At 44.4% G+C, this 23,191-nt stretch carries 21 protein-coding genes and 3 pseudogenes; 13 read left to right on the forward strand and 11 right to left on the reverse strand.

Going from position 1 to position 23,191, the window contains the following annotated elements:
• The first annotated feature begins 14 nt into the window (after positions 1–14).
• Genes V6N89_RS03510 through V6N89_RS03530 form a run of 5 tightly spaced genes read left to right on the forward strand, consistent with a single transcriptional unit; the run spans position 15 to position 4,284 of the window.
• A complete protein-coding gene (locus V6N89_RS03510) occupies positions 15–1,379 on the forward strand; it encodes a MotA/TolQ/ExbB proton channel family protein (RefSeq protein WP_338516380.1) in 1,365 nt (454 codons plus the stop codon).
• A 2-nt stretch (positions 1,380–1,381) separates the two neighbouring features.
• Positions 1,382–1,900, forward strand: coding sequence for a MotA/TolQ/ExbB proton channel family protein (locus V6N89_RS03515; RefSeq protein WP_159623988.1), 519 nt, complete (start codon positions 1,382–1,384; stop codon positions 1,898–1,900).
• A gap of 32 nt (positions 1,901–1,932) precedes the next feature.
• Positions 1,933–2,340: an ExbD/TolR family protein gene (locus tag V6N89_RS03520; protein WP_338516381.1), complete on the forward strand. Its 408-nt coding sequence runs from the start codon at positions 1,933–1,935 to the stop codon at positions 2,338–2,340.
• Positions 2,341–2,343: 3 nt separating this feature from the next.
• Positions 2,344–2,952: an energy transducer TonB gene (locus V6N89_RS03525; protein ID WP_338516382.1), complete on the forward strand. Its 609-nt coding sequence runs from the start codon at positions 2,344–2,346 to the stop codon at positions 2,950–2,952.
• A gap of 6 nt (positions 2,953–2,958) precedes the next feature.
• On the forward strand, positions 2,959–4,284 hold the full coding sequence (locus V6N89_RS03530; RefSeq protein WP_338516383.1) for a tetratricopeptide repeat protein: 1,326 nt from the start codon (positions 2,959–2,961) through the stop codon (positions 4,282–4,284).
• Positions 4,285–4,338: 54 nt separating this feature from the next.
• Here the strand turns inward: V6N89_RS03530 and V6N89_RS03535 are convergent, their stop codons facing one another.
• The 8 genes and pseudogenes from V6N89_RS03535 to V6N89_RS03570 all read right to left on the reverse strand — a co-directional run bounded on the left by V6N89_RS03535 (position 4,339) and on the right by V6N89_RS03570 (position 11,427).
• Positions 4,339–5,415: a response regulator gene (locus V6N89_RS03535; RefSeq protein ID WP_431189764.1), complete on the reverse strand. Its 1,077-nt coding sequence runs from the start codon at positions 5,413–5,415 to the stop codon at positions 4,339–4,341.
• Positions 5,408–7,981, reverse strand: coding sequence for an ATP-binding protein (locus V6N89_RS03540; protein ID WP_338516385.1), 2,574 nt, complete (start codon positions 7,979–7,981; stop codon positions 5,408–5,410). The genes V6N89_RS03535 and V6N89_RS03540 overlap by 8 nt, the downstream gene beginning before the upstream one ends.
• A complete protein-coding gene (locus tag V6N89_RS03545) occupies positions 7,978–8,346 on the reverse strand; it encodes an FIST C-terminal domain-containing protein (RefSeq protein ID WP_346993401.1) in 369 nt (122 codons plus the stop codon). The genes V6N89_RS03540 and V6N89_RS03545 overlap by 4 nt, the downstream gene beginning before the upstream one ends.
• A 2-nt stretch (positions 8,347–8,348) precedes the next feature.
• A complete protein-coding gene (locus tag V6N89_RS03550) occupies positions 8,349–8,579 on the reverse strand; it encodes a hypothetical protein (protein WP_346993826.1) in 231 nt (76 codons plus the stop codon).
• The gene (locus V6N89_RS03555) at positions 8,474–8,728 is read right to left on the reverse strand and encodes an FIST N-terminal domain-containing protein (protein ID WP_346993402.1); all 255 of its coding nucleotides are present in this window, start codon (positions 8,726–8,728) and stop codon (positions 8,474–8,476) included. The genes V6N89_RS03550 and V6N89_RS03555 overlap by 106 nt, the downstream gene beginning before the upstream one ends.
• Entirely contained in the window at positions 8,682–9,017 is a 336-nt protein-coding gene (locus V6N89_RS03560; protein WP_346993778.1) for an FIST N-terminal domain-containing protein, read from the reverse strand. The genes V6N89_RS03555 and V6N89_RS03560 overlap by 47 nt, the downstream gene beginning before the upstream one ends.
• A 270-nt stretch (positions 9,018–9,287) precedes the next feature.
• Positions 9,288–10,857 (reverse strand): annotated as a pseudogene (locus V6N89_RS03565) (AMP-binding protein).
• Between the two features lie 117 nt (positions 10,858–10,974).
• The gene (locus V6N89_RS03570; RefSeq protein ID WP_338516388.1) at positions 10,975–11,427 is read right to left on the reverse strand and encodes a hypothetical protein; all 453 of its coding nucleotides are present in this window, start codon (positions 11,425–11,427) and stop codon (positions 10,975–10,977) included.
• A gap of 66 nt (positions 11,428–11,493) precedes the next feature.
• Between V6N89_RS03570 and V6N89_RS03575 the strand changes: the two genes are divergently transcribed.
• The 8 genes and pseudogenes from V6N89_RS03575 to lysC all read left to right on the forward strand — a co-directional run bounded on the left by V6N89_RS03575 (position 11,494) and on the right by lysC (position 20,779).
• Positions 11,494–11,826, forward strand: a complete 333-nt coding sequence (locus tag V6N89_RS03575; protein ID WP_346993403.1) for a hypothetical protein — start codon at positions 11,494–11,496, stop codon at positions 11,824–11,826.
• On the forward strand, positions 11,820–12,176 hold the full coding sequence (locus tag V6N89_RS03580; protein ID WP_346993404.1) for a PQQ-dependent sugar dehydrogenase: 357 nt from the start codon (positions 11,820–11,822) through the stop codon (positions 12,174–12,176). Before V6N89_RS03575 ends, V6N89_RS03580 begins: the two co-directional genes overlap by 7 nt.
• A 23-nt stretch (positions 12,177–12,199) precedes the next feature.
• A complete protein-coding gene (locus V6N89_RS03585; RefSeq protein WP_346993405.1) occupies positions 12,200–12,670 on the forward strand; it encodes a PQQ-dependent sugar dehydrogenase in 471 nt (156 codons plus the stop codon).
• 483 nt (positions 12,671–13,153) lie between these two features.
• Positions 13,154–15,965 (forward strand): annotated as a pseudogene (locus tag V6N89_RS03590) (bifunctional aconitate hydratase 2/2-methylisocitrate dehydratase).
• 132 nt (positions 15,966–16,097) lie between these two features.
• On the forward strand, positions 16,098–17,792 hold the full coding sequence (locus V6N89_RS03595) for an ATP-binding protein (protein WP_346993406.1): 1,695 nt from the start codon (positions 16,098–16,100) through the stop codon (positions 17,790–17,792).
• A 136-nt stretch (positions 17,793–17,928) separates the two neighbouring features.
• Entirely contained in the window at positions 17,929–18,792 is an 864-nt protein-coding gene (locus V6N89_RS03600) for a DNA ligase (protein ID WP_338516391.1), read from the forward strand.
• Between the two features lie 138 nt (positions 18,793–18,930).
• The gene (locus tag V6N89_RS03605) at positions 18,931–19,371 is read left to right on the forward strand and encodes a DUF192 domain-containing protein (protein ID WP_338516392.1); all 441 of its coding nucleotides are present in this window, start codon (positions 18,931–18,933) and stop codon (positions 19,369–19,371) included.
• Positions 19,372–19,427: 56 nt separating this feature from the next.
• Positions 19,428–20,779, forward strand: a pseudogene (gene lysC / locus V6N89_RS03610) (lysine-sensitive aspartokinase 3).
• Positions 20,780–20,830: 51 nt separating this feature from the next.
• On the opposite strand, the gene V6N89_RS03615 reads toward lysC, so the two are convergent.
• The 3 genes from V6N89_RS03615 to V6N89_RS03625 all read right to left on the reverse strand — a co-directional run bounded on the left by V6N89_RS03615 (position 20,831) and on the right by V6N89_RS03625 (position 23,172).
• A complete protein-coding gene (locus V6N89_RS03615) occupies positions 20,831–21,145 on the reverse strand; it encodes an SOUL family heme-binding protein (RefSeq protein ID WP_338516393.1) in 315 nt (104 codons plus the stop codon).
• Entirely contained in the window at positions 21,108–21,482 is a 375-nt protein-coding gene (locus tag V6N89_RS03620) for a heme-binding protein (protein WP_338516394.1), read from the reverse strand. Before V6N89_RS03620 ends, V6N89_RS03615 begins: the two co-directional genes overlap by 38 nt.
• An 88-nt stretch (positions 21,483–21,570) precedes the next feature.
• Positions 21,571–23,172 carry a diguanylate cyclase gene (locus V6N89_RS03625; protein ID WP_338516395.1) on the reverse strand — a complete coding sequence of 534 codons (1,602 nt, stop codon included), beginning with the start codon at positions 23,170–23,172 and terminating at the stop codon, positions 21,571–21,573.
• Positions 23,173–23,191: the final 19 nt, after the last annotated feature.

The raw sequence follows: 23,191 nt of genomic DNA on the forward strand, positions 1-23,191 counted from the left end.
GAGGTTGATGAGAAATGTTTAACACAGTAAAACGTATCGCTGTTGGTCTAGCAGCCCTTAGCATCAGCGTTGGTGCCTTCGCACAAAGCGACCGTGCAATGGACTTAGACGCACTTCTTAAGCAACTAGAAGAAGGTCAGTTTGCACAGTCAGAGCAGAATAAACAGCGTGAGCGCGATTTCCAGGCACAGCGCGCTGAGCAAGATCGTATTCTTCGCGAAACTCGCGAACAACGCGACCAGATGCTTGCACAGTCTGAGCAACTAGAAACACAATTTGAAGAAAACGAATTCAAACTAGCCGACCTTAACGGTGCACTTGACACGCGTCTTGGTTCACTTAAAGAGTTATTCGGTGTGTTGCAGCAAATCGCTGGCGATACAAAGAACAAATTCTACAACTCTGTAGTTTCTGCACAAATTCCAGGCCGTGCTGACTTTCTTGATAAGATGGCACAGGACATGGGTTCAAGCTCTAAGCTAGCGTCGATTGAAGAGATTGAGCGCGTATGGTTTGAAATGCAGCGCGAAATGACAGAAGCGGGCAAAGTGACCACCTTCACAACTGACGTTGTTGAAGCGGGCGGTGCTAAAGTGAATAAGTCTGTAGTACGTGTAGGTCCGTTTGCGCTTGTTGCTGACGGTAAATACCTTGAGTACAACGGTGTTACAGGTACAGTATCTGAACTAGTACGTCAGCCTGCTGACCGTTACATGAGTTCAGCTGCCGAGCTACAAGGTTCTAACGGTGAGCTTGTCCAGTTTGGTATCGACCCAACAGGTGGTTCTATCTTAGGTCTTCTAGTTCAAGCGCCTAACCTTCAAGAGCGTGTAGAGCAAGGTGGTCCGGTAGGTTACATTATCCTTATCGTTGGTGCATTCGGTCTACTATTAGCACTTGAGCGCCTAGTTACACTATCGCTAACGCGCATGAAAGTGAACAAGCAGCTTAAGAGCAAAGAAGTTAACACAAACAACCCGCTTGGCCGTGTACTTAAAGTACGTGATGAGCACCCAGATGCTGATGTTGAAGCGCTTGAGCTTCACCTAACCGAGGCAATTTTGGGTGAGGTGCCTAAGCTAGGTCGTAACCTAACCATTATTAAAATCATCTCTGTTGTAGCACCGCTTATGGGTCTACTAGGTACAGTAACGGGTATGATTAACACCTTCCAAGCAATTACTTTGTTCGGAACAGGTGACCCTAAACTGATGGCTGGTGGTATCTCAACAGCACTTGTAACAACAGTACTCGGTCTTGTTGTAGCGATTCCAATGACACTGCTTTATGCAATGCTTAACACGCGTTCTAAGAACATCGTGTACATCCTACAAGAACAAGCGTCTGGCGTAATTGCAGAGCGCGCTGAGCGAGGCTAATCATGATCGAGTTTCTGGAAGCAATTCGCGATTTCACAGAAACAGGTGGCCAGGTTCTCCTGGTCATCGGTCTGTTGATATTCGTTATGTGGCTTTTGATCCTCGAGCGTGCGTTGTATCTGATGGTTTGGCACAAGCAAGCAAAGAAAGACGCGATTGCAATGTGGACTGCACGTGCAGATCGCTCTTCTTGGTTCGCTGAGCAGGTTCGTCAGAAAACAATTTCACAATTGACCATGCGCCTAAATGGCAGCATTCCCATTATTCAGTCACTGGTTGCGCTTTGTCCGCTACTGGGCTTGATGGGTACGGTAACCGGTATGATTGAAGTGTTCGATGTAATGGCGATTGCGGGCTCAGGTAACGCTCGTTCAATGGCATCAGGTGTATCGAAAGCGACTATCCCCACAATGGCGGGCATGGTTGGCGCACTTTCAGGCGTATTCGCCGCTACGTGGTTAACCCGTATGGTTAAATCAGAACGCACGCATCTTGAGGATGCATTGATTATTCAACGTTAATGCCTCATTGGCATTAAGGTAAGGTATTTATTATGAAGCAGCACTTTCAAAACCTAGTCGATGAGGAAGAAGCAAACATCGACATGACGCCCATGCTGGACGTTGTATTTATCATGTTGATCTTCTTCATCGTGACTGCGTCATTTGTGAAAGAAGCCGGTATTGATGTTAACCGTCCTGAAGCAGCAACGGCTGTTAAAAAGGACCGCGCTAATATCCTTATCGCTATTTCTGATAAAGGCGAAATTTGGATTAATAAGCGTCGTATCGACGTTCGCGCAGTACAGGCGAACATTGAGCGTCTTCGTGCAGAAAACCCGCAGGGTTCTGTTGTTATTCAAGCTGATAAAAAAGCAACAACAGAAACACTGATTAAGGTTATGGATGCGTCACGAGCTGCTGGCGCTTACGATGTTTCGATTGCAGCCCAAGAGCAATAAATCATGCCACGATATTTAATCGCATTTGTTATTTCCCTTGCGATCACGTTAGGCCTGTTCTTCTTGATGCAATCGTTGATCAAGATGGGTGGCAGCGCACTAACCGAACCGCCAAAGGGAAGCGTGCTTGACTTTGTAAGGGTCAAGCAGGATGAACAGGTTGAGAAGAAAGATCGTAAGCCCAAAAAGCCACCTAAGCCTGAAGAGCCGCCTCCACAAATGGAGCAGCCTCAAATGGACTCGCCTTCTCCAGATGCAGAAGGTACGTCGATGGACTTTGGTGCAGACGTTGGTGATGACATTTCACTTGAAGGCGGTTTAGCGCTGGAATCAGGTGACGGTGAATATCTTCCTATTGTTAAGGTGGCGCCAGTTTATCCAAGACGTGCACTTCAACGTGGTATTGAAGGGTTTGTTATTGTTGAGTTTACAGTAACAAAGCAAGGCGCAGTGCGTGATCCAATTGTAGTTGAAGCTAACCCACAAGGTATTTTTGAACAAGCAGCTATTGATGCTGCAATGAAGTTCAAATATAAGCCTCGAGTGGTAAACGGCGAAGCAACAGAAGTATCAGGCATTCAAAACCGTATTACGTTCCAAATTGATGGGTAACAGAACATGATGAGAAAACAGACGAATACATTGCTTAGTGCACTGGCGTTTGCATTTGCATCGGCCTTGGTATCTGTGCCTAGCATGTTGGTTGCCACAGAAGCTGTAGCACAAGAGCAGAAAGCAAGTGAAAAGAAAACGCGCCGTGTACCGACGTTGCGTGGCAAAGTTTACGAACAGCTTGCGCGCGCTCAGTCAGCAGCAGATGATGCAGGTAACGTTGAAGAAGCCATTGCTATTCTCAAAGAGGTAGAAGATAAATCTAGCTCAATGAATGCATACGAAAAAGCGATGATGTACAACTTTTTCGGCTTCATTTATTACAACAACGAAGACTACGCGAAGGCGCTAGAATCGTTTGCCAAAGTTGTTGAGCAGCAGCCTATTCCTGAAAAGTTTGAAATGACGACGCTTTTCAGCTTGGCGCAGCTCAATCTAATGCAGGGCAACTACGACGAAACCATCACGTATCTTGAGCGCTGGGAGTCACTGAATGCTGGTCCGATTCCAGTTAAAAACAAAGTGATCAAAGCACAGGCTTATTACCAAAATAAGCAGTATGAGCAAGCGTCTACTTGGATTTCAGAAGCGGTTGCCGACCATGAAGCTGAAGGTATGATCCCTGACGAAGGTTGGTTGATACTTCAACGCGCTATCTTTTATGAACTAAAACAACCTGAAAAGGTGAAAGATGTTCTTATTAAGATGGTGAAGTTGTTCGACGAGCCTAAGTACTGGATCCAGCTTGCTGGTATGTACGGTGAACTTGGCGAAGAGCGCAAGCAGCTTGCTATCATGGAAACAGCGTACCAGCGCGGTTTCGTTGAAACATCAGCAGACATCTTTAATATGGCACAGCTTTATTATTATCACCGCGTTCCCTATAAAGGCGCGAAGTTGATGGAACAAGCGATGAGTGAAGGTGTGCTTGAAAAGAACCTACGCAATTTGAAATTCTTAGGTCAAAGCTGGTCACTTGCTAAAGAACAAGACAAAGCGATTCCTGTAATGATGCAGGCGGCAGAGCTATCTGAAGACGGTGAATTGGATGCGCAGCTTGCACAAATTCTGCTTAATGAAGAGCGCTTTGACGATGCGATTGCCGCTGCAGATCGTGCTGTAGAAAAGGGCGAACTGCGTAACCCTGGTTTGGTTTACTTGATCAAAGGCATGGCGCTTTATAATAAAAAGCAATACGCCCTTGCACTTAACCAACTAGCTGAGGCCGAAAAGCACCAGAAGAGCCGCGCTATGGCTCAGCAGTGGAAGCAGTTTGTTCAAGGCGAGAAGCGACAAGCTGACGCTATTGCGCAAGAGCTAGGAGCAAGTTAGCTTTTGTGCTGAATAAGTACTAAAAAGGTCACCCATTGGTGACCTTTTTTTGTTTTAATAAACCACTTGTGGCAGAAAGTTATCAATGGAAGGCAAAGTGCCTTCTTTTTCTAAATCATTCCAATATTGCTTGGTCGCCACTATTTCGTCTCTTGCTTCTACAAAAAAATCCACAAGACAAGGGTCGAAATGCAAAGATGCATTCTTTTGTAAATAGTCAAAAGCGTCGTCATCAGACCAAGGTGCTTTATAAGGCCGTTTCATGGTCAGCGCATCAAATACATCAGCAACTGCGACAATGCGGGCACTTTGCGGGATGTCTTCACCAATAAGTCCTGCAGGATACCCAGAACCGTCCCATTTTTCGTGATGACACAATGCTATCTCGGCTGCCATTTTAAAAAGTGGTGTGTCTGATTGTGCAAGTATAGTGTGCCCAATCGTGGCATGGGTTTTCATTATTGTCATTTCGGCGTCGGTAAGCTTACGAGGGGCTTTTAGTATGCTATCGGGAATGCCTATCTTTCCCGTATCATGCATAGGCGCAGCCTGGGCGAGGAGTGATGCTTGTTCGTATGACCATCCACACCGCAGCGCCAAACATTTACTGTACGCTGCCATTCGCCATATATGGTGTCCAGTATCAGTATCGTTGTAATGACCTGCTGCCGCCAGCATGCTGATTGCACTTTGCTGGCTTTTCATTAGGTCTTCGGTGCGCTTTCTCACCAAACTTTCAGTGGTCCTCATTTGATGCGCAAGGCTTAAATGTGTTTTGACTCTAGCAAGCGTGATGCTAGGTGATACAGGTTTTGTGATGTAATCTACAGCACCTTCTGAGAAACCTCGTTCTTCATTTTCGCCCTGTACTAACGCCGTCACAAAGATGATTGGGATCTGTGAAAGTACTGGGTCTGACTTAAGCTTTTGGCATACTTCAAAGCCGTCCATGCCAGGCATCATCACATCAAGAAGAATAAGGTCAGGAGGATATTGTTCGACAATTTTTAGTGCAATTACACCTGAAGGCGCCACTTTGACATTGTAGAAAGGTTTTAAAATCCCTAACAAAATATCGATATTGGCTGGTTCATCATCTACAACAAGTATGCTAAAAGTTTCGTTACTCATGTGGTGTCGGTTGCCCATGTTGAATATCATTTTTAAGCTGCATTGTGTCCTCTAGCGCGCTATCGAAGTCGTAAATGCCTACGTGTTGCCTAATACTGCTTATGCAATGATTGTATTGTGTATGGCGAAGGCGTTTGGCAAGTTCTCCCACTTCGTGAATGGCCTCTGCGTCATAGGCTTCAAGTGCAGTAATAATATTGTCGATTATCGCGATGATGCCGTCTTTATCAAATGAAGGCGTATTACGTTTCGACTCCATATGGTTCACCGAATGCGCAATAAGCCTAAATGTAGCGTCGAGTTGCATCGACATGAGCGACACTCGCTCAGCAAAACTCATCGCCTTGGACGATGATCCTTTCATTATGTCTTTTAATGAAAGCGCCAAATTTGTTGCGCCTATATCGATGGCGTCTTCTAGCAGTTTATCAAGCAAAGGGTCATCTATGTTTTCTGTGGCCATGACCTCTAAAAGCGTTGTCATAACGTCAGCTTGCCTATAGTTATGGTAAAACTTTAATAGGGGGTCATTATGAGGAGTTTCACCTTGTTCAGGCATTAATTCGGTATAACCCGAATGTATGTGCATATCAATGGCATGTAATATGTCGTCAGGGCTTGCAGGTTTAACCAAGTGCTCACACATACCGGATATCAAGGCTTGTTTTTTTCCTTGTGCAGTCTCGTCAGCACTTAAAGCAATGATGGGCGTAAACCAGGTCTCTGAGAGCGTAAGTTGTTCAGCGACCTCAAAACCGCTAATGCCAGGTAGATAGCAATCTAGCAGTACCGCGTCGAAGTTAATATGCTTACAGAGGTCAAGAGCCTGCTCTCCATTTGTTACCGTGGTTACGTCAATATCATGATCGCTGAGTATTTGTTGGCTTATCTCAAGGCTTATGAGGTCGTCATCGACCACCAAAACACGCTTTCCACCTAAGCGTTTTCTGCGCCAGTATTTGCTCTCTAGCCCAAATTCATTCGTGATAATTCTAGACTCATTCACTGGTGAAATTGAAGAAATAAGCTCCGAGTCAGTAAAGGGAAGTTCGATAATATTGTAGCTCTCTTTAAAGAGTTTCCCCATACGTTTTTTAACGTCGAGTTTGCTAAGCGGGCTGATAATCGTGCTTAGATTTAAGTGTTCGAAGTCGCCAAAACGCAACAGATTCAAGAATCGTTTCCAATACTTCTCATCTTCGGGTAAAAAAGCGAGAGATTGTGACGCGAACGAAGGAAACTGATCACATTCCATTTCTAACATAGTGCAACTAACGCCAAGGCGTTTGAAGGCGTCGTGCAGCACACTGACCCCAAGTTTCACTTCTTTGCCAGCAGTTATACACAATACATTTTCGCTTATCGAAATAGGTAGAGGAGCACTTTGACTTTCATCATCACTGTCATCACAGAGTGTAAGAGTGAAAGAGAAGGTACTGCCTTTGCCTACTTCACTTTCTAGTATGAGCTCTCCGCCCATCATCTCAACTAATCGTTTGCCAATAGTGAGGCCTAACCCCGTGCCGCCATAGCGGCGAGAAATGGTCGCGTCGGCTTGTACAAAGGGATTGAAGAGTTTCTCTTTGCTATCAGGGCTTATACCAATGCCCGAGTCGCACACATAAAATGAGAGATTATTTTGCGCTTTGGTTATTCGAAGTAGAACGTAGCCAGACTCAGTAAATTTAATAGCATTGCCTAAAAGATTGACCAGAACTTGGTGAACTTTCTCGCTGTCTCCCGAACACTGAATGTTTGGATTGCACTGAATATCAAACAGGAGCTGAAGATGCTTCTCTCTCGCTTTTATTTGAAAAATATGGCTGAGCTTCTCAATAATTCTGGCAAGAGTGAATAGTTCATTACTTACTTCAATTTTATTCGCTTCAACTTTCGAAAAATCTAAAATGCCGTTGATGAGTTCTAACAAGGATGTTGAGCTTGCCTGCACCTTTTCTAAGTAGGTGTGCTTCATATCGCTGTCGTCACTTTTTAGGGCAAGATGAGTAAGGCCAATAATGGCATTCATTGGCGTTCTTATTTCATGACTAATCGTTGCAAGAAATGCACTTTTTGCTTTATTGGCGTTTTTGGCTTGCTTATAAGCCGATTGAAGTCTGTTTTCCAATCGCTTTTGCTCATTAACAAGCTCAAGTACCAGCGCCGATAGCTCGGAAAGATTAGTATGGTTCTTATCAATTGCGGGCTTGCCTTGCTCTGTCAGCAGTTTGTTTACTGAGTGACGTAAGGTTTCAATAACGTGTTGTTGTCGCTTATTTTCTTGGCGTATTTTTTCGTTTGCCGCCATAAGCTCTTTGGAACTGAGTTGCAAGCTACGGTCGCGCAAACTCAAATCCCGCTGATTAAAATTGTAGCTATCATCCACTTTGGGAATTAACGCTAACAAACCACGCTTAAGTTTCTGTGCGGTCATCAAGGAAGTACCTTGATTGTCGCTCTGTGCATCATCTGAAACGGTGTTGAGCAAGTCTAACCATTCGTTAAGTGCGTCGTCGCTTTGAAGTTTAAACGCTTTGCGAAGTTGACGAGAGAGTAAAGAATTCAAAGGCATTCCTTGATTAATAGCATCGTCATTGTTTGGTTATATAACTCTCTGTTTAACGATTCTGCATTCGAGCTTATTTCTCCATACGAATAAAACCCAGCTATAGCGGTGTTTTGGGGGATAATCCGGCTGGCTTCTTCGATTTCTTCTTCGACTCGGTCGCCCATGACCAATTTTCTCCCTACACAGCTCGTAATTAGAGCAAGCGCGTTTTCTTTGGTGGCGGTTAGCGCAGGTCTAGTTATTTGGTACGCAGGCAGTTGAGATGTAGCTAGTTTGGCGGTTTCTGTGGCGCCGTCGATAAGATCATCGCTTGATGCATGCATTAACCGCAAATAGTGTCCTTCTTCAACTTCTCCCGCCAATATTACGGCTTTTTTTCTTCATCAACGCCCAATATTGTGCGAATTAGCCCTGTTGGTTTTCCTTCGTCTGTGAGCTTTTCAAATGGAAATAATAACCCAGCAGATGGGAGTTGATCGGCGTAGTCACCTAAATACAATTTATAGATGTCGAGCGCCGCAGCTGGCCGTCGAGTTGATATAGAATATTTTCTTGAGCTTGAGTAATGCGCCTGGCGGGGCCGAATGAGCGCCACCCCCCGCGAGCTCCATACCCGAACTGAAGGTTGTCACCATAGAAACCTACCGCTACAACCTGGCGCGAATCAATTCCATCTGGGCCTAATACAAACGTGTTCTCAAATACACCGGCTGTCCCCCGCAAGACCGCCACTAATACCCACATGCTCAGGTAAATGCGTAGTTAAGCCATTGATAAGCGCTGTACCGTTGATGTCTAAGCCTGGAGCCAGCACGTATACACCTTTCAGACTGCTTTTCGCGAGTTGTTGAGAAAGCGCCTCTCCGGTTTTAAATGAGGCATTCATCGACGTAATTTGTTCACTAAAAACATCAACATATGCATTGGTTTCGAAGCGTATGGCGACCAGACAAATACTGTCGTCTGAAACTTGCTGCCCTCTTATTTCACCAGCGGTGCTGCAACCAACACAGTGTTTGCATATAGCTTTTATTGCCGTAAATAGGCGTGAATTGTTTAATAAGGGGGCGCGGCATAAACAATAACCAGTGAAGCGTTAAATTGCTTAATGTGTGCAAGTTGTGCTTCTACTTCCTCTACGTTTTTAAACGTATATGTTTTTGAAAGCATAAATATCGGTATAAATAAAACAGTTACCTGTAGTTATAGTCACAAGCTCCGTGATATACAATAAAGGCTGGTTATTCTTTGGTATTAATAACCTGATTTTAATAATAAAAAAGCAGCCTTGAAGGCTGCTTTTTTATGCTGAACGAAGCTCTCTCCGCAGTATCTTTCCGACGGTCGACTTGGGCAGTTCTTCAAGTACAGTAATTGATTTTGGTACTTTGTAATTGGTGAGGTGTTCTTTACAAAATGAGGTTACCTCATCTTCACTAATCCGATTGGCTCACGGTAATGAAAGCACAAACACGTTCGCCGGTTTTGTCATCGGGCTTACCTACCACAGCAGCTTCCATAACGCTGGGGTGAGAGGTCAATACATCTTCTATTTCGTTTGGGTATACGTTAAAGCCTGAAACAATAATCATGTCTTTGAGTCTATCGACAATTTTTATGGCGCCAGACGCTGTTCTAATGCCAATATCACCCGTTTTAAAGAAGCCATCCTCAGTCATCACCTTGGCGGTTTCATCATCACGTTGCCAATAGCCCATCATAACCTGAGGTCCGCGAACGGCAATTTGGCCTGATTCACCTTCTGCTACGGGTTTGTCATAGGTATCAAGGAGTGCCACTTCGGTATCCATCAACGCATGTCCAACAGAGCCGATTTCTTCTTTACCAGGAATATTGAACGAAACGACTGGTGCAGTCTCAGATAGCCCGTAACCTTCAGTGATCATATTACCTGTAATATCTTTCCAAATAGATACCGCAGCTTGAGTTAATGCAGTACCGCCAGACATCGTAAGGTGCAGCCTTGAGAAGTCGAGTTTGGCAAACTCAGGGTGGCGTCCAAGCCCGACAAAGAGGGTATTTATTCCCATAAATGACGTTATGGAGTGAGGCTTAAGTGTTTGGATAAAGCCATCGATGTCTCGTGGGTTGGGAATGAGGATAATTTGGCTGCCTTTTGCAAACAGTGCCATCATGCCCACCGTGAATGCATAAATATGGTAGAGCGGAAGCGGACATACTAAGACTTCCTCACCGTCTTTGAATCCATCTCCAATGCGTTCAAGCATTTGGATACAATTACTCAGCACATTGTTGTGGCTTAGCGCTGCGCCTTTTGACACACCCGTCGTGCCTCCAGTGTATTGCAGCATAGCAAGTTCGTCGAGGCTAGCGCCTTGACGCTCAAATGCTGGAGATGCCGCGCCCTTTTCAATTGCTGCGGTTAATGAAATAGTGTCTTCGATGCTCGGGGCTGTGTTGGCATCGAGTAATTCAGTGGCTGAAGTGGCAATAACCGTAGAGATATTAGTGTCACATTTGATGTTATCAAATTTTGGCAAAAGGTCGCTGAGAATGACCAGTGCTTTTGCGCCACTATCGGTGAACTGGTGTTTCATTTCCCGTTCGGTATAAAGCGGATTTGTATTGACGACAACAAGACCTGCACGCAGTGCGGCATATACCGCAATTGGGTTTTGGATAAGATTAGGAAGCTGTATGGCGACTTTTGTCCCCGGTGCAAGCTTTGCTTCATGCACAAAGAAGCGAGCGAGTGCTGCTGACTTTTGGTCAATATCCTTGAACGTTAACGTTTGGCCCAATGCTGTATATGCGGGCTTTTCAGCAAACTTTTGTAATACGTTTTCTATGTAATCAGCTAAGCAAGACACATTGTCAGGGTACGTTATCATTGTGCATTATTCCTAAATAGTCAGTGATACCGTACTAACATTAGCAAAGTTAACTTTTTATTTACATGCTTGCTGCTTTATACACGTCTATAAAGCAGCTAAATGAAATACAGTGCCCTATTGTTTTAGCTTGGCAAAAAGTGCCCCGCCCATGGCGCCTGCAAGGCATTGCGCAAGAACGCCTAAGCATGTTCGCGCGCCCGCAATTAAGGTTACATTTAAGACAGGTTGCATGGCGCTTAACATAACCAGAAAGGCGAGTGCGCCTGAAAGTGTATAAAGCAAAATGTTGCGTAAATTTCTGTGTTCACTTTTTACAATAACGTATCGCGTAAATACGAATGCTAGTGACAAGGCTATCGCAATGATAACGCCGTAAGTAGGAAGAAGCCCTAAAAGGTCGCTAGCTATCATAGATAAGGCATCGCTATGGGCAATCTTGATATTAATCTGGGTAAGCCCGCGCAATACGAATACAGAGTGGAAAATGCTGGCTAATACAAAAGCAACGACCCACGCGCTGAAAAAAGGCAGTGCAACAGAGATAATACGCTTTGAGAATTTGGACATAGATTTACCTAAACAAGGTCCCTTGTTTTTGGTATACCATAATTATGACCTTCTTGAGTACAGCTAATGAACAACAATTTTGTTAATTATCGCTTCGTGGTGATGGGCATACGCCTGTTCTTCTACATCTTATTAGCAGCAAGTCACAGTGCAAACGCTGATGAAACAGTCTCAGACGCGGCTACCGCTGAATACCATGATGACCTTTTGGGCGCTTATACCACTGAAGATTATGTAAAAAAACTTTCTTTCCCTAAATCTATTACGCTTCTTTCAAATGATACTCTTCTTGTTGCTCAGCGTGACGGTAGCGTGGAGGTTTTTAGTGAGAAACAGCAGCGGCAACGTTTTCCACTAAATTTGCCTTCACTCTACGCCGAGGGGCAGGGGGATTGTTAGATTTGCTAGTCATCGATGAAATAGTGGCAAGTGATGGCGCTATAAAGGAAATTCGTTTGTTAGTGTCCTACTCAAAAGGTAACGAAGAGGCTAATAAACTGGCGGTTGTGCAAACGAACCTCTCATTAGGTGCGGGATTCTCTGAGGTAAACACTGTGTTTGAGGTCAACGAGGCCAAAGACACGCCCGTGCACTACGGTGGCAAGTTGCTTGCTCTCAACCACGGTGGATACATTGTCACCTCGGGAGATGGCTTTGATTACAGAGAGAAGGCGCAGGTTCCCGCCTCTCATCTAGGGAAAGTACTTGGCTTTACTCTCGAAGGAAAGCCATTGAATTCGCCCCCTTAAATACTTCACCGTTTATTTTTACGATGGGCCACCGAAACCCTCAGGGTCTTGCTTACGGCGCTGACGGAAATATTTATCTTAACGAACATGGGCCTGATGGTGGAGATGAGCTTAATCGCCTTACTGCGGGGGCAAACTATGGCTGGCCTGTGGTGACATTGGGGAAAGACTATTCAGGAGCGAATATTACTCCATTTACTCAGTATAAGGGAATGCAAGATCCATTAATCAATTGGACACCTTCTATCGCGCCGTCTTCCATGGCACTTTATGATCACATGGCGTTTTCTGGGTTACAAAATGCTTTTCTTATAACCTCACTGAAGGCCAAGCAACTTTTTGCCGTCGACTATCAAGGTGAAACATTCACGCCGTATGCTATTGTTAATTCGATTGATGAGAGACTAAGAGACGTTGAAGTAGACAGTCAGGGAAATATTTTGGTTCTGACTGATGGTGAAAGCGCAAGGGTGGTAAAAATTACTCCACGCTAACAAGAGAATGTAGCGTTTAACTTAAACGTTAGGGACTAGCGTTGAAATAGAAATTAATTATCAGATAACGTTAGCGCGTTACTGTAATGGTAAGACCAAAAGTTCGGTTAAAACACCATTTCTGTTTGAAAAGCATACTGGTCTCACCATAAGCTAAAAAAATGTCTGTCATAAATGCAACACTATTATTTATCTTGATGGCGAAGGTAAACAGCGTGTTATTTATCAGGTTGGCGAATGTGGTTTCTGGTTAAGCTGTTGAAATAAAATGCTTTATTTTGTTTTTATTTTATTTTCTGCAATGCAATAAGACAAAAGCCTTACCAGTAATGCTGTAAACTATCATTGTGTTAACCCTGATTTCATTTTGTTTCAAACATTACGTGTTGCGTGAAAATCAGTTAAAATATAGCCCACTTTATATGCGTAAAGCTAAGACCGACTTAACACTACGCCCAAGTAAACTAAGACCGAGAGAACTATATGAGTTTGTATTCAGAATATCTGGCAGAGATCGAGACCCGTAAAACGGAACTTGGTCTTAACCCTAAGCCAATCGACAGTGCAGACCTGCTGTCTGAAATTATTGCTCAAATCAAAGATACAACGAATGAGCACCGCGAAGACTCTCTAAAATTCTTTATTTATAACACGTTGCCAGGTACTACACCTGCGGCAGGTGTTAAAGCGCAATTCCTTAAGGAAATTGTACTTGGCGAAGAAAAAGTAGAAGAAATTACACCTGAATTTGCATTAGAGCTACTTTCACACATGAAAGGTGGCCCATCTGTTGAGGCACTACTTGACCTTGCACTTTCTAGCGACGACGCGGTTGCTAAACCTGCAGCAGAAGTATTGAAAACGCAGGTTTACTTATATGAAGCTGACACTGAGCGTCTAGAAACTGCATTTAAAGCAGGCAATGTCATTGCTAAAGACGTACTAGAAAGCTACGCAAAAGCAGAGTTTTTCACCAAGCTTCCTGAAGTTCCAGAGAAAATTGAAGTAGTAACCTACATTGCTGCTGAAGGTGATATTTCAACTGACCTTCTTTCTCCAGGTAACCAAGCGCACTCTCGTGCCGACCGTGAACTTCACGGCCAGTGCATGATTTCTCCTGAAGCGCAGCAAGAAATTGTTGAGCTAGGTAAAAAGCACCCTAACGCTAAAGTAATGTTAATTGCTGAAAAAGGCACAATGGGTGTAGGTTCATCACGTATGTCTGGTGTGAACAACGTTGCACTATGGGCTAGGTGAGCCAACAAGCCCTTACATTCCATTTGTAAACAAAGCGCCAATTGTTGCTGGTACTAACGGTATCGCGCCAATCTTCCTTACTACGGTAGACGTAACTGGTGGTATTGGTCTTGACCTTAAAAACTGGGTTAAGAAAACTGATGCAAACGGTGAAGTTGTTCGCGATGCAAACGGCGACCCAGTATTAGAGGAAGCCTATTCTGTAGCAATAGGTACGGTTCTAACTATCGATACTAAAGCGAAGAAGCTATACAACGGTTCAGAAGAGCTGGCTGATGTATCTGCGTCATTTACTCCACAAAAAATGGAGTTTATGAAAGCGGGTGGTTCTTACGCGGTAGTATTTGGTAAGCAGCTACAATCTTTCGCAGCACGTACTCTAGGTACAGAAGCGCCAACGGTTTATGCACCGTCTAAAGAAGTATCACACGAAGGCCAAGGCTTAACAGCCGTCGAGAAAATCTTTAACCGTAATGCGGTTGGCGTAAACTCTGATGCTCCACTTCACGCGGGTTCTGACGTTCGCGTTAAAGTAAACATTGTGGGTTCTCAAGACACCACTGGCCCAATGACGTGCCAAGAACTAGAGTCAATGGCAGCATCAACCATTTCTCCACTTGTTGATGGTGCTTACCAGTCTGGCTGTCACACTGCGTCGGTATGGGATAAGAAAGCACAGGCTAACATTCCAAAGCTTATGTCTTTCATGAACAACTTTGGTGTAATCACAGCACGTGATCCTAAAGGTGTTTACCACTCAATGACTGACGTTATCCACAAAGTGCTTAACGACATCACGGTAGACGACCGCGCAATCATCATTGGTGGTGACTCGCATACTCGTATGTCTAAAGGTGTAGCATTCGGTGCCGACTCGGGTACAGTTGCTCTTGCACTTGCTACAGGTGAAGCGGCAATGCCAATTCCAGAGTCTGTAAAAGTGACCTTTAAAGGTAGCATGAAAGAGCACATGGACTTCCGTGATGTGGTTCACGCTACTCAAGCGCAAATGCTTAAGCAGTTCTCTGGCGAGAACGTGTTCCAAGGCCGCGTTATTGAAGTACAAATCGGTACTCTGCTAGCTGACCAAGCGTTTACGTTTACTGACTGGTCTGCAGAAATGAAAGCGAAAGCGTCAATCTGTATCTCTAACGATGAGACTATGATTGCGTCACTTGAGCTTGCTAAGAGCCGTATCCAAATCATGATCGACAAGGGCATGGACAACGAAGCTAACATGCTTCAAGGCCTACTTGACCTTGCTGACAAGCGTATTGCTGAAATCAAGTCTGGTGAAGAGCCAGCGCTTGCACCAGATGACAACGCGAAATACTACGCAGAAGTGGTTATCGACCTAGATCAAATCGATGAGCCAATGATCGCTGACCCAGACGTAAACAACGAAGATGTGTCTAAGCGTTACACGCACGACGTTATTCGTCCGGTTTCTTACTACGATGGTAAGCCAGTAGACCTAGGTTTCGTTGGTTCTTGTATGGTGCACAAAGGCGACATGCAAATTATTGCTCAAATGCTACGTAATCTAGAGAAGCTAAACGGCTCTGTAGAGTTCAAAGCGCCGCTAGTTGTTGCGCCACCAACATACAACATTGTTGACGAGCTTAAAGCAGAAGGCGACTGGGAAGTACTTGCTAAGTATGCAGGCTTTGAATTCGACGATGCTAAGCCTAAAGAAGCGGCGCGTACTAAGTACGACAACATTCTTTACCTAGAGCGTCCGGGATGTAACCTATGTATGGGTAACCAAGAAAAGGCTGAGCCAGGTGACACAGTTATCGCGACATCTACACGTCTTTTCCAAGGCCGTGTTGTAGCTGACTCTGCTGAGAAGAAAGGTGAATCACTACTAGGCTCTACGCCGCTGGTAGTACTTTCAACTGTACTTGGCCGCTTCCCAACCACTGAAGAATACAAGCAAGCAGTTGAAGGCATCGACCTAACTAAGTTTGCTCCACCTTCAGAGGACTTAGCCGTTAAGCCTAAGTTTGAAGCTGATGTAGCAGTTAAGCGCGTATAAGCACTTAACCAAATAGTTAAACATTGAAAGCCCCAACCTAGGTTGGGGCTTTTTTGTTTCTTACATCTTTTAAAGCAGAGTTGTTTTTTACCGTTTATACTCAATTAATACCCTTGCTAACATGCAGTTGTAATGCCTATGCAAAAAAACGATACCTCAGCGTTGGAGTCTCTTGAAGAAGTAACAACGTTACTGCGCAAGGCTGGGTTCAAGGTTTTATTCTTATTTTCCGTGCTAATACTTGTTGTCATTGCTATCGCTCGACCTGACAACGTCTATGTTGCATGCTTTTATGGTTTATCGTGGTTTTTTATCGCTACAGCGGGGCTTTCTTTTCCCGCGTATTCTGCGCCATTGTCAAAACTGTGGGCGTTGCTAACGATTCCATTTGCTCCTCTTTTGGTGATAAGCAATGGATTAATGCCAGCTACTCTGGTGCCAATTGCAACTATATTTCCTATCTTGTTACTTACCTCCTGGTGGAGAAAATCCGCCATGATTATTTTGGCAGGTTGCACGCTGCTCGTACCGTTTTATGAAGGGGAGTACGATCAAGGTTTATGGTTGAGGCTATGTGTAACGAATATCATTGTTTCATTGTTGATTTACGCATTGGCCAACAAGCTTGAGGCTGCTCTTGTTGATAGTCGTCGTAAGTCGGCTGAACTGAACAGCGCGCTTGAAAAAGAGAAACTTGCACTGGCTACACAGTCTCAATTTTTGGCGACTATGTCACATGAAATTCGGACTCCATTGAACGGTATATTGGGGTTAACGGAAGTGATGCTCTCTCGTGCCCTTTCCGAAAATGCTCGACCAGATTTAGAAAAAATACAGCGTTCGGGTATTTCCCTAAATCGAATTTTAAATGATGTACTCGACCTTTCTAAACTTAACGCAGGAAAGCTAACTCTCGAGTCACTGCCTTTTGACATTCAGGCGACAGCAAAAGACAGCATGGCGTTTTACGCTCAGCTTGCCAGTAAAAAAGAAGTAGCGCTGCATATCGATATAGATAAATCGCTGCATACTCTTGTCATTGGTGACGCTACGCGATTGTCCCAAGTGCTGAACAACCTGATTAGTAACGCCATTAAGTTTACAGAAAAAGGAAGTGTGTCGTTGTGTGTGCGCGCTAAAGCCAGCTCAAAGACACATCAATGGGTAGAGTTTATTGTCTCTGATACAGGCTTAGGTATAGAGCAAAGCGAACAAGACCGTGTTTTTGAGGCTTTTACCCAAGCAAACAGCAGTATTGCGCGTTTACATGGCGGCACAGGTCTAGGACTTCAAATTGTCAAAAGCCTTGTTGAGGCGATGGGTGGCACGATTTTTTTAAAAAGCGAAGTAGGTACAGGAAGCGTGTTTTCATTTGAGCTCCCTTTTATACCCGCAGAAAAAGATACACCAGAACGAATAAATGACATTGCCCCAGCATTCGCTGGGCAAGACATTTTGGTAGCAGAAGACAACGAGATAAACCAAGTCGTTGCGAAATCGTTGCTTGAGGATGCAGGCTTGCGTGTCACACTTGTGAGCAACGGTCTAGAGGCACTAGAACAAGCGCTTACCCGCACATTTGACTTAATTTTAATGGATTTAAACATGCCCGAAATGGATGGTGTCGAGGCAACACAAGTTATAAGAAATAAAGGAGTTGCCACTCCCGTAATTGCCTTCACCGCTGCTGTTGTGGCTGATGAAATTGACAGTGCTTTAGCATCAGGCATGAACGGGTACATCACTAAACCAGTAAATAAAGAAGAATTGTTTAGCGTGCTTTCACAGTACCTTGGCAATAATCCTGAATATGAGCAAAAAGCTTAAAAAAAACTGCAGTTATCTTGCTGATTGTAACCAACCTTAATTTTGGTTCCTTCAACCATGCCAAAGCCCAGTTTTAAACTATTGACCTCACTGTACACTTAGCAACCTTAAGAAAGCGTCGTTTTAAGGAAGCTCAGTGATTAAATATAAAATGTTCTCAGCATGTGCTGCCTCGATAATAGTCGCTGCGCACAGTTATGCAGTAACAGACATTGCGCCACTTCAGCTAGCCACAACATTCCATGCTGAGCAAGACACCATCGGCATACAAAATTACTGGGTGAGCGAAAAACTTGATGGTATTCGGGCAAGGTGGACGGGAAGTCAGTTACTAACGAGAAACGGCGTACCTATTCACGCACCCGTATGGTTCACGAAAGATTGGCCTAATGTAGCTCTAGATGGCGAATTGTGGATAGCGCGGGGGCGTTTCGAGCAAACAGCGTCAGTCGTGCTGAGTTATCAGCCTGATGAGCGCTGGCGCAGTGTTGTGTTTAAGGTATTTGATCTACCTAGCTCTGATGCTTCATTTGAAAGTCGTTTGAAAACGCTACGCTTACTTATTGATAATCAAAGCAACACATCATTGTCGCTAATAGCCCAGCACAAATACACATCACTCAGGGTTTTAGAGCACGAACATAGCAGAGTTATTGCAGCGGGTGGTGAAGGCTTGATGCTTCACAACCAGAACGCTTTGTACCATAACGGCAGAAGCCCCGATTTACTTAAATTCAAGCGCTATGAGGATAATGAGGCAAAAGTCATTGCGCATGTTAGGGGAAATGGCAAATATTCAGATATGATGGGTTCGCTTATTGTTCAAACCAAAGATGGTGTCACGTTTAAGCTTGGTACTGGCTTTTCAGAGGCGCAACGCCTGTCTCCTCCTCCAATAAATAGTTGGGTAACGTATAAATTTTATGGAAAGACCCGATATGGCAAACCACGCTTTGCAAGCTTTTTGCGTCAGCGGGACTCGTTAGATATGCCAAGATAACCAACAAGGGTTTTGTGTTGGGCGATGCCGCTACAGCATTGAATATTGTGCAGCGAATAGTGTATAAAGGTTAGCCCGCTCAGTAGGCTGGTAACCATACGGTGACTAAACTTTTTTTATGGCGAAAAGGAATGTCTAATGGAAAAATCTTTCTTTATTGTTCTCGTACTTGTATTAACCTTAGGGTGTGCCCAAGCGCAAGTTGATGGCGAACCTAACATCCAATTTGACAGTGCTTCGCTATTGATTGGTGAGGAAGAGCTGCACGTAGAATATGCTAAAACGTTTGAACAACGTGCGCGTGGCTTAATGTTTCGCAAATCGTTGTGTGAAGACTGCGGAATGTTTTTTAAGTTTGAGTCAGCACGATTTGCGGGGATGTGGATGAAGAACACGTTTATCCCTCTCGATGTGGCATTTATCGATAGAAACGGCGTAATAACGGATATTAAACCTCTCACTCCTCACAGCCTGGAGTCAGTTGGATCATCGAAAGAGGTACTTTACGCGTTGGAAATGAACCAAGGGTGGTTTGCTGAACATAACATTGAAGTCGGCGACCAAATAACGATTGACTGATTACGTTGAACGACGTAAGTGCTAGGTCACACTAGCTAATTCTGGAGTTAAATATAGTGACAAATGCCTTATCGATAGCGAAGTTCGGTGGAACTAGCGTAGCGAATTACGAAGTAATGCAAAACTGCGCCCGAATTGTTGCTTAGGTAATGATAAAACGCGAATTGTTGTAGTCAGTGCGTCCGCTGGCGTAACAAACCATCTTGTTAGTCTTGCGCATACGCCAATGACACAACAACAAATTGAGGATACTTGCAAAGCCATAGAGACTATCGAGTTAGCAATTCTCAATAAGTTAAATGATAAAGAAAGCGTCAAACCTAAACTTAATGATTTGCTTGAGGAAATGCGAAGCCTCGCGTTTCACGAGGAAATACTCCATCGCGACGATTTAAAAGATCAGCTTCTCTCTATGGGGGAGCGCATGTCATCGCTAATGTTTACGTCTGTTTTGGCCGAGCAGGGAGTTAACACCATCAATTTTGACGTGCGTAAAGTGTTGCGCACGGACAGTGAGTTTGGCGAAGGTGCACCGCAAATTGAAGAGATTGAGAAGCTTGCTAAACAGCTGCTCGCCCCGGAGATTGAAAATGCCATCGTGGTGACGCAAGGTTTTGTTGGTGCTGATGAAGAGGGGCGCACCACGACATTAGGACGAGGCGGTTCTGACTTTACTGCTGCCTTGCTTGCAGAAGCACTTGATGCCGAGTCGTGTGAGATTTGGACCGACGTTATTGGTGTATATACTACCGACCCGCGTATCACAGCGGCGGCTCGCCCGTTACCTGAGTTAAGCTTTGAAGAAGCGGCAGAAATGGCAACGTTTGGCGCCAAAGTACTTCACCCTGCCACGATGGAACCTGCACTACGAAAAGATATCAAGGTGTTTGTTGGCTCTAGTAAAGAGCCAGAGAAAGGCGGTACTTGGATTGTAAGAGATTGTGAGCACGAACCTGCCTATCGGGCTATTACACGCCGAAAAGAGCAAGTTATGGTAACGGTAAAAACACCCAAAATGATGTACGCACAGGGCTTTCTACAGCAAGTGTTTGCGATAATAGCAAAGCATAAGCTGAGTGTTGACCTGGTTACTACTTCTGAAATATCCGTGTCGTTTACCTTAGACAACCCTGCTAATTCTGTCGCTCAGCGTCTGAATAAAGAGACTATTGCAGAACTTGAAACGATTTGTGATGTAAAAGTTGAAAAAGGGTACGATTTGGTCACCGTTGTCGGTAACAATATGCAAACCGCTGCGGGTGTCTCAAGTAAGATCCTATCTGCGGTTTCAGACTTCAATTTGCGTATGATTTGTTTTGGCGCAAACCCTCATAACTTGTCATTCTTAGTTAATGAGACTGACAGTGAAGACGTAGTAAGAAAACTACACAAAGCGCTTTTTGAGTAAAGTGGCTTACAAATTATTGTGAAGGAAGGCCAACGTATGTTGGCCTTTTTTCTAATCGCTTTCTGGTGGGGACATTACTTCAATGATCACTTCATGGCGCTTGTTCCACGGCAGCGTAAAGGGAGCGTCATACTCTAAAAAGCTAGGGTTGCCACTAACGCGGTAGCCGTTGTCTTCTAGCACCTTCAGCAGCGTGTTTAAGTAAGCATTGCGTTTGTCATTGTCGTTAAAGCCGCTGTACGTAATTGATGCAACGCGTCTTGCATCAATGACGACCAACTCAACATCAGGGTGAGTGGGGCGAGGTGCATTTTCAGCTGTAAACTGATTAGGTAAGAAGAACATCATGCCCTGAGTCAATGACATTTCGACTAAGCGCTGTCATGGCGATTTTATTTGATGCTGATGCCGTTGGCATTTCCACTGGCGATGTCATTGAGAGTTCTTGACTAGCTTGGTTCGCCCCCGAAATATAATTGAACAAAAGACGAAACGCTCCTTTGTTGTCATTGCCTTTCGACGCGACGGCAACAGCCTCAGGGTAACTTCTTATCTCAATATTTTCCCCCAGCGTTTCTTCAACGCTATAGGGTAGGGTTTCGGTATCTTTGTAATAAACTTTTTCTGATGCGTTATCCTGAGCTTTCGCTGTAGAGATCATCGCCATGCCTATCAATATCAACGCAGTGTTAATAGTTTTCATTGTGCTGTTTCGTGATCGTTTTAGCTTATCTACTCTCAGCACAAGTGTTTCGTTCACTTCATACATTACAATAACTTATATTTGTGATTTAGTGAGATATCGCCACGGTATTGCGCCCTTGCTTTTTCGCTTGATAGAGCGCGTTGTCTGCATCATTGAAAAGGACATGCACATTTAGGCGGGCAAGCGGGGGTTTAGAGGACACGCCTATCGATAGTGTAATGTAGCCAGAAACAAGCGAGGCAGCATGCTCTATATGTAGGCTCTCTACATGTTTCCGTATGTTTTCTGCAACTTTTTGAGCATCCTCAGCGGACGTATCCTGCAGAATGACAATAAACTCTTCACCACCGTAACGAAAAGCGTGATCGGTGGCTTCGTGTAAAGATTGCTTTATGCTGTTTGCAACGATTTTCAAGGTGTCATCGCCTCTCGCATGACCGTAGAAGTCATTGAATCTTTTAAAGTAATCAATATCGATGACAAGCAAGCTGAGTGGCTTCTCAGTTGTGTTTCCGTTCTCTGCTAGGCTTGTCATCCACTCATCCAAGTACCTTCGGTTCGACAAACCCGTTAACGCATCGGTTCTGCTCAAGCCTTCTAGTACACGGTTCTTTTCTGAGACGGCGTGTTGTTGGTCTTCAATAAGAGATAGTAAGTTGTTTAACCGCAGACCAAGTTTTTGCACTTCATTCTCGTGCTCAGTTTTGCCTTCAACTTCACAGCGCATTGAAAAGTCAGATGTTTCTTGTGCACGCTGCAGTAAGCTAAGGATCTCTTCAATGGGGGAAATTAGTTTTCTATTTATAAATCCATAAAAAACAATAAGTGAAAGCACTGAAACAACAATGCCACCGAGAAGACTTCCGTCAACAATGCTGTGATTTTCTGGTCCATCGTGTTTTTCTATCGATAATGCAAACAATACATCGCCTGTTGGGTTTTCGAATCGTATAAAAAGTCGTGGTAAAGAACTGGGGTCGCTGATAAGGCTGTGATTACTAGGGGTTAAAGACGCAAATAAATGACTTTGCGCTACAACCTTTGGGGGAAGAGAATCAGCGGGGTGGAAAGTAATATCATCTTGCAAATTCGGAGTTATCTTATTGATAAATGTCTGGTCAATTCTTTGTAACACGACTGCAGTGCCATTAGGCTCACCTTGCTCATCTGAGGGCAATATTTTGCTCGCGACCAGTAGAACTGGGTTACCGTTGATTGATGCGAATACTGAGCCTACCGTGTTGTTAGTTTGATGGGAAAGAGACGCCAGTATCCCACTTGTCTTCACTTGATTACTCAATGTGGATAATGGAGACGATGGCGATACCACTTGCCCAGTGATGAGGCTGCCTTGGCTATCGAAGAAAAACCAGCCATCTATGCCCAGCGTAGCGTAGCTAGCGGGCAAAAAGTAGGTTCCTTCAAACCAATTGAGGTCACGCTTTTTAGCTGCTTTGAAGGTGCTGTCCCATACTGCGTTGTCGTAAACCAGATTCTCAAGAGACTTTATCTCTTGTTCTACTCCCGAGGCAACACGCTGCATTTCATAAACATGGTGCTGGTTTGAAAGTGTTTTTAACTGTGGGTAGGTGACAAAGCCGCGAATGCACAATTGTACGAATACAAATGTAGTAATCACAATAATCACACCAAGAATAAGTTGGGAGCGTAGCGACTTTGTTCTCAAAACATCTCCTGTGATATTT

Origin of the sequence: Alteromonas gracilis, from assembly GCF_036870955.2 — a bacterium.
GTDB classification, from domain to species: Bacteria; Pseudomonadota; Gammaproteobacteria; order Enterobacterales; family Alteromonadaceae; genus Alteromonas; species Alteromonas gracilis_A.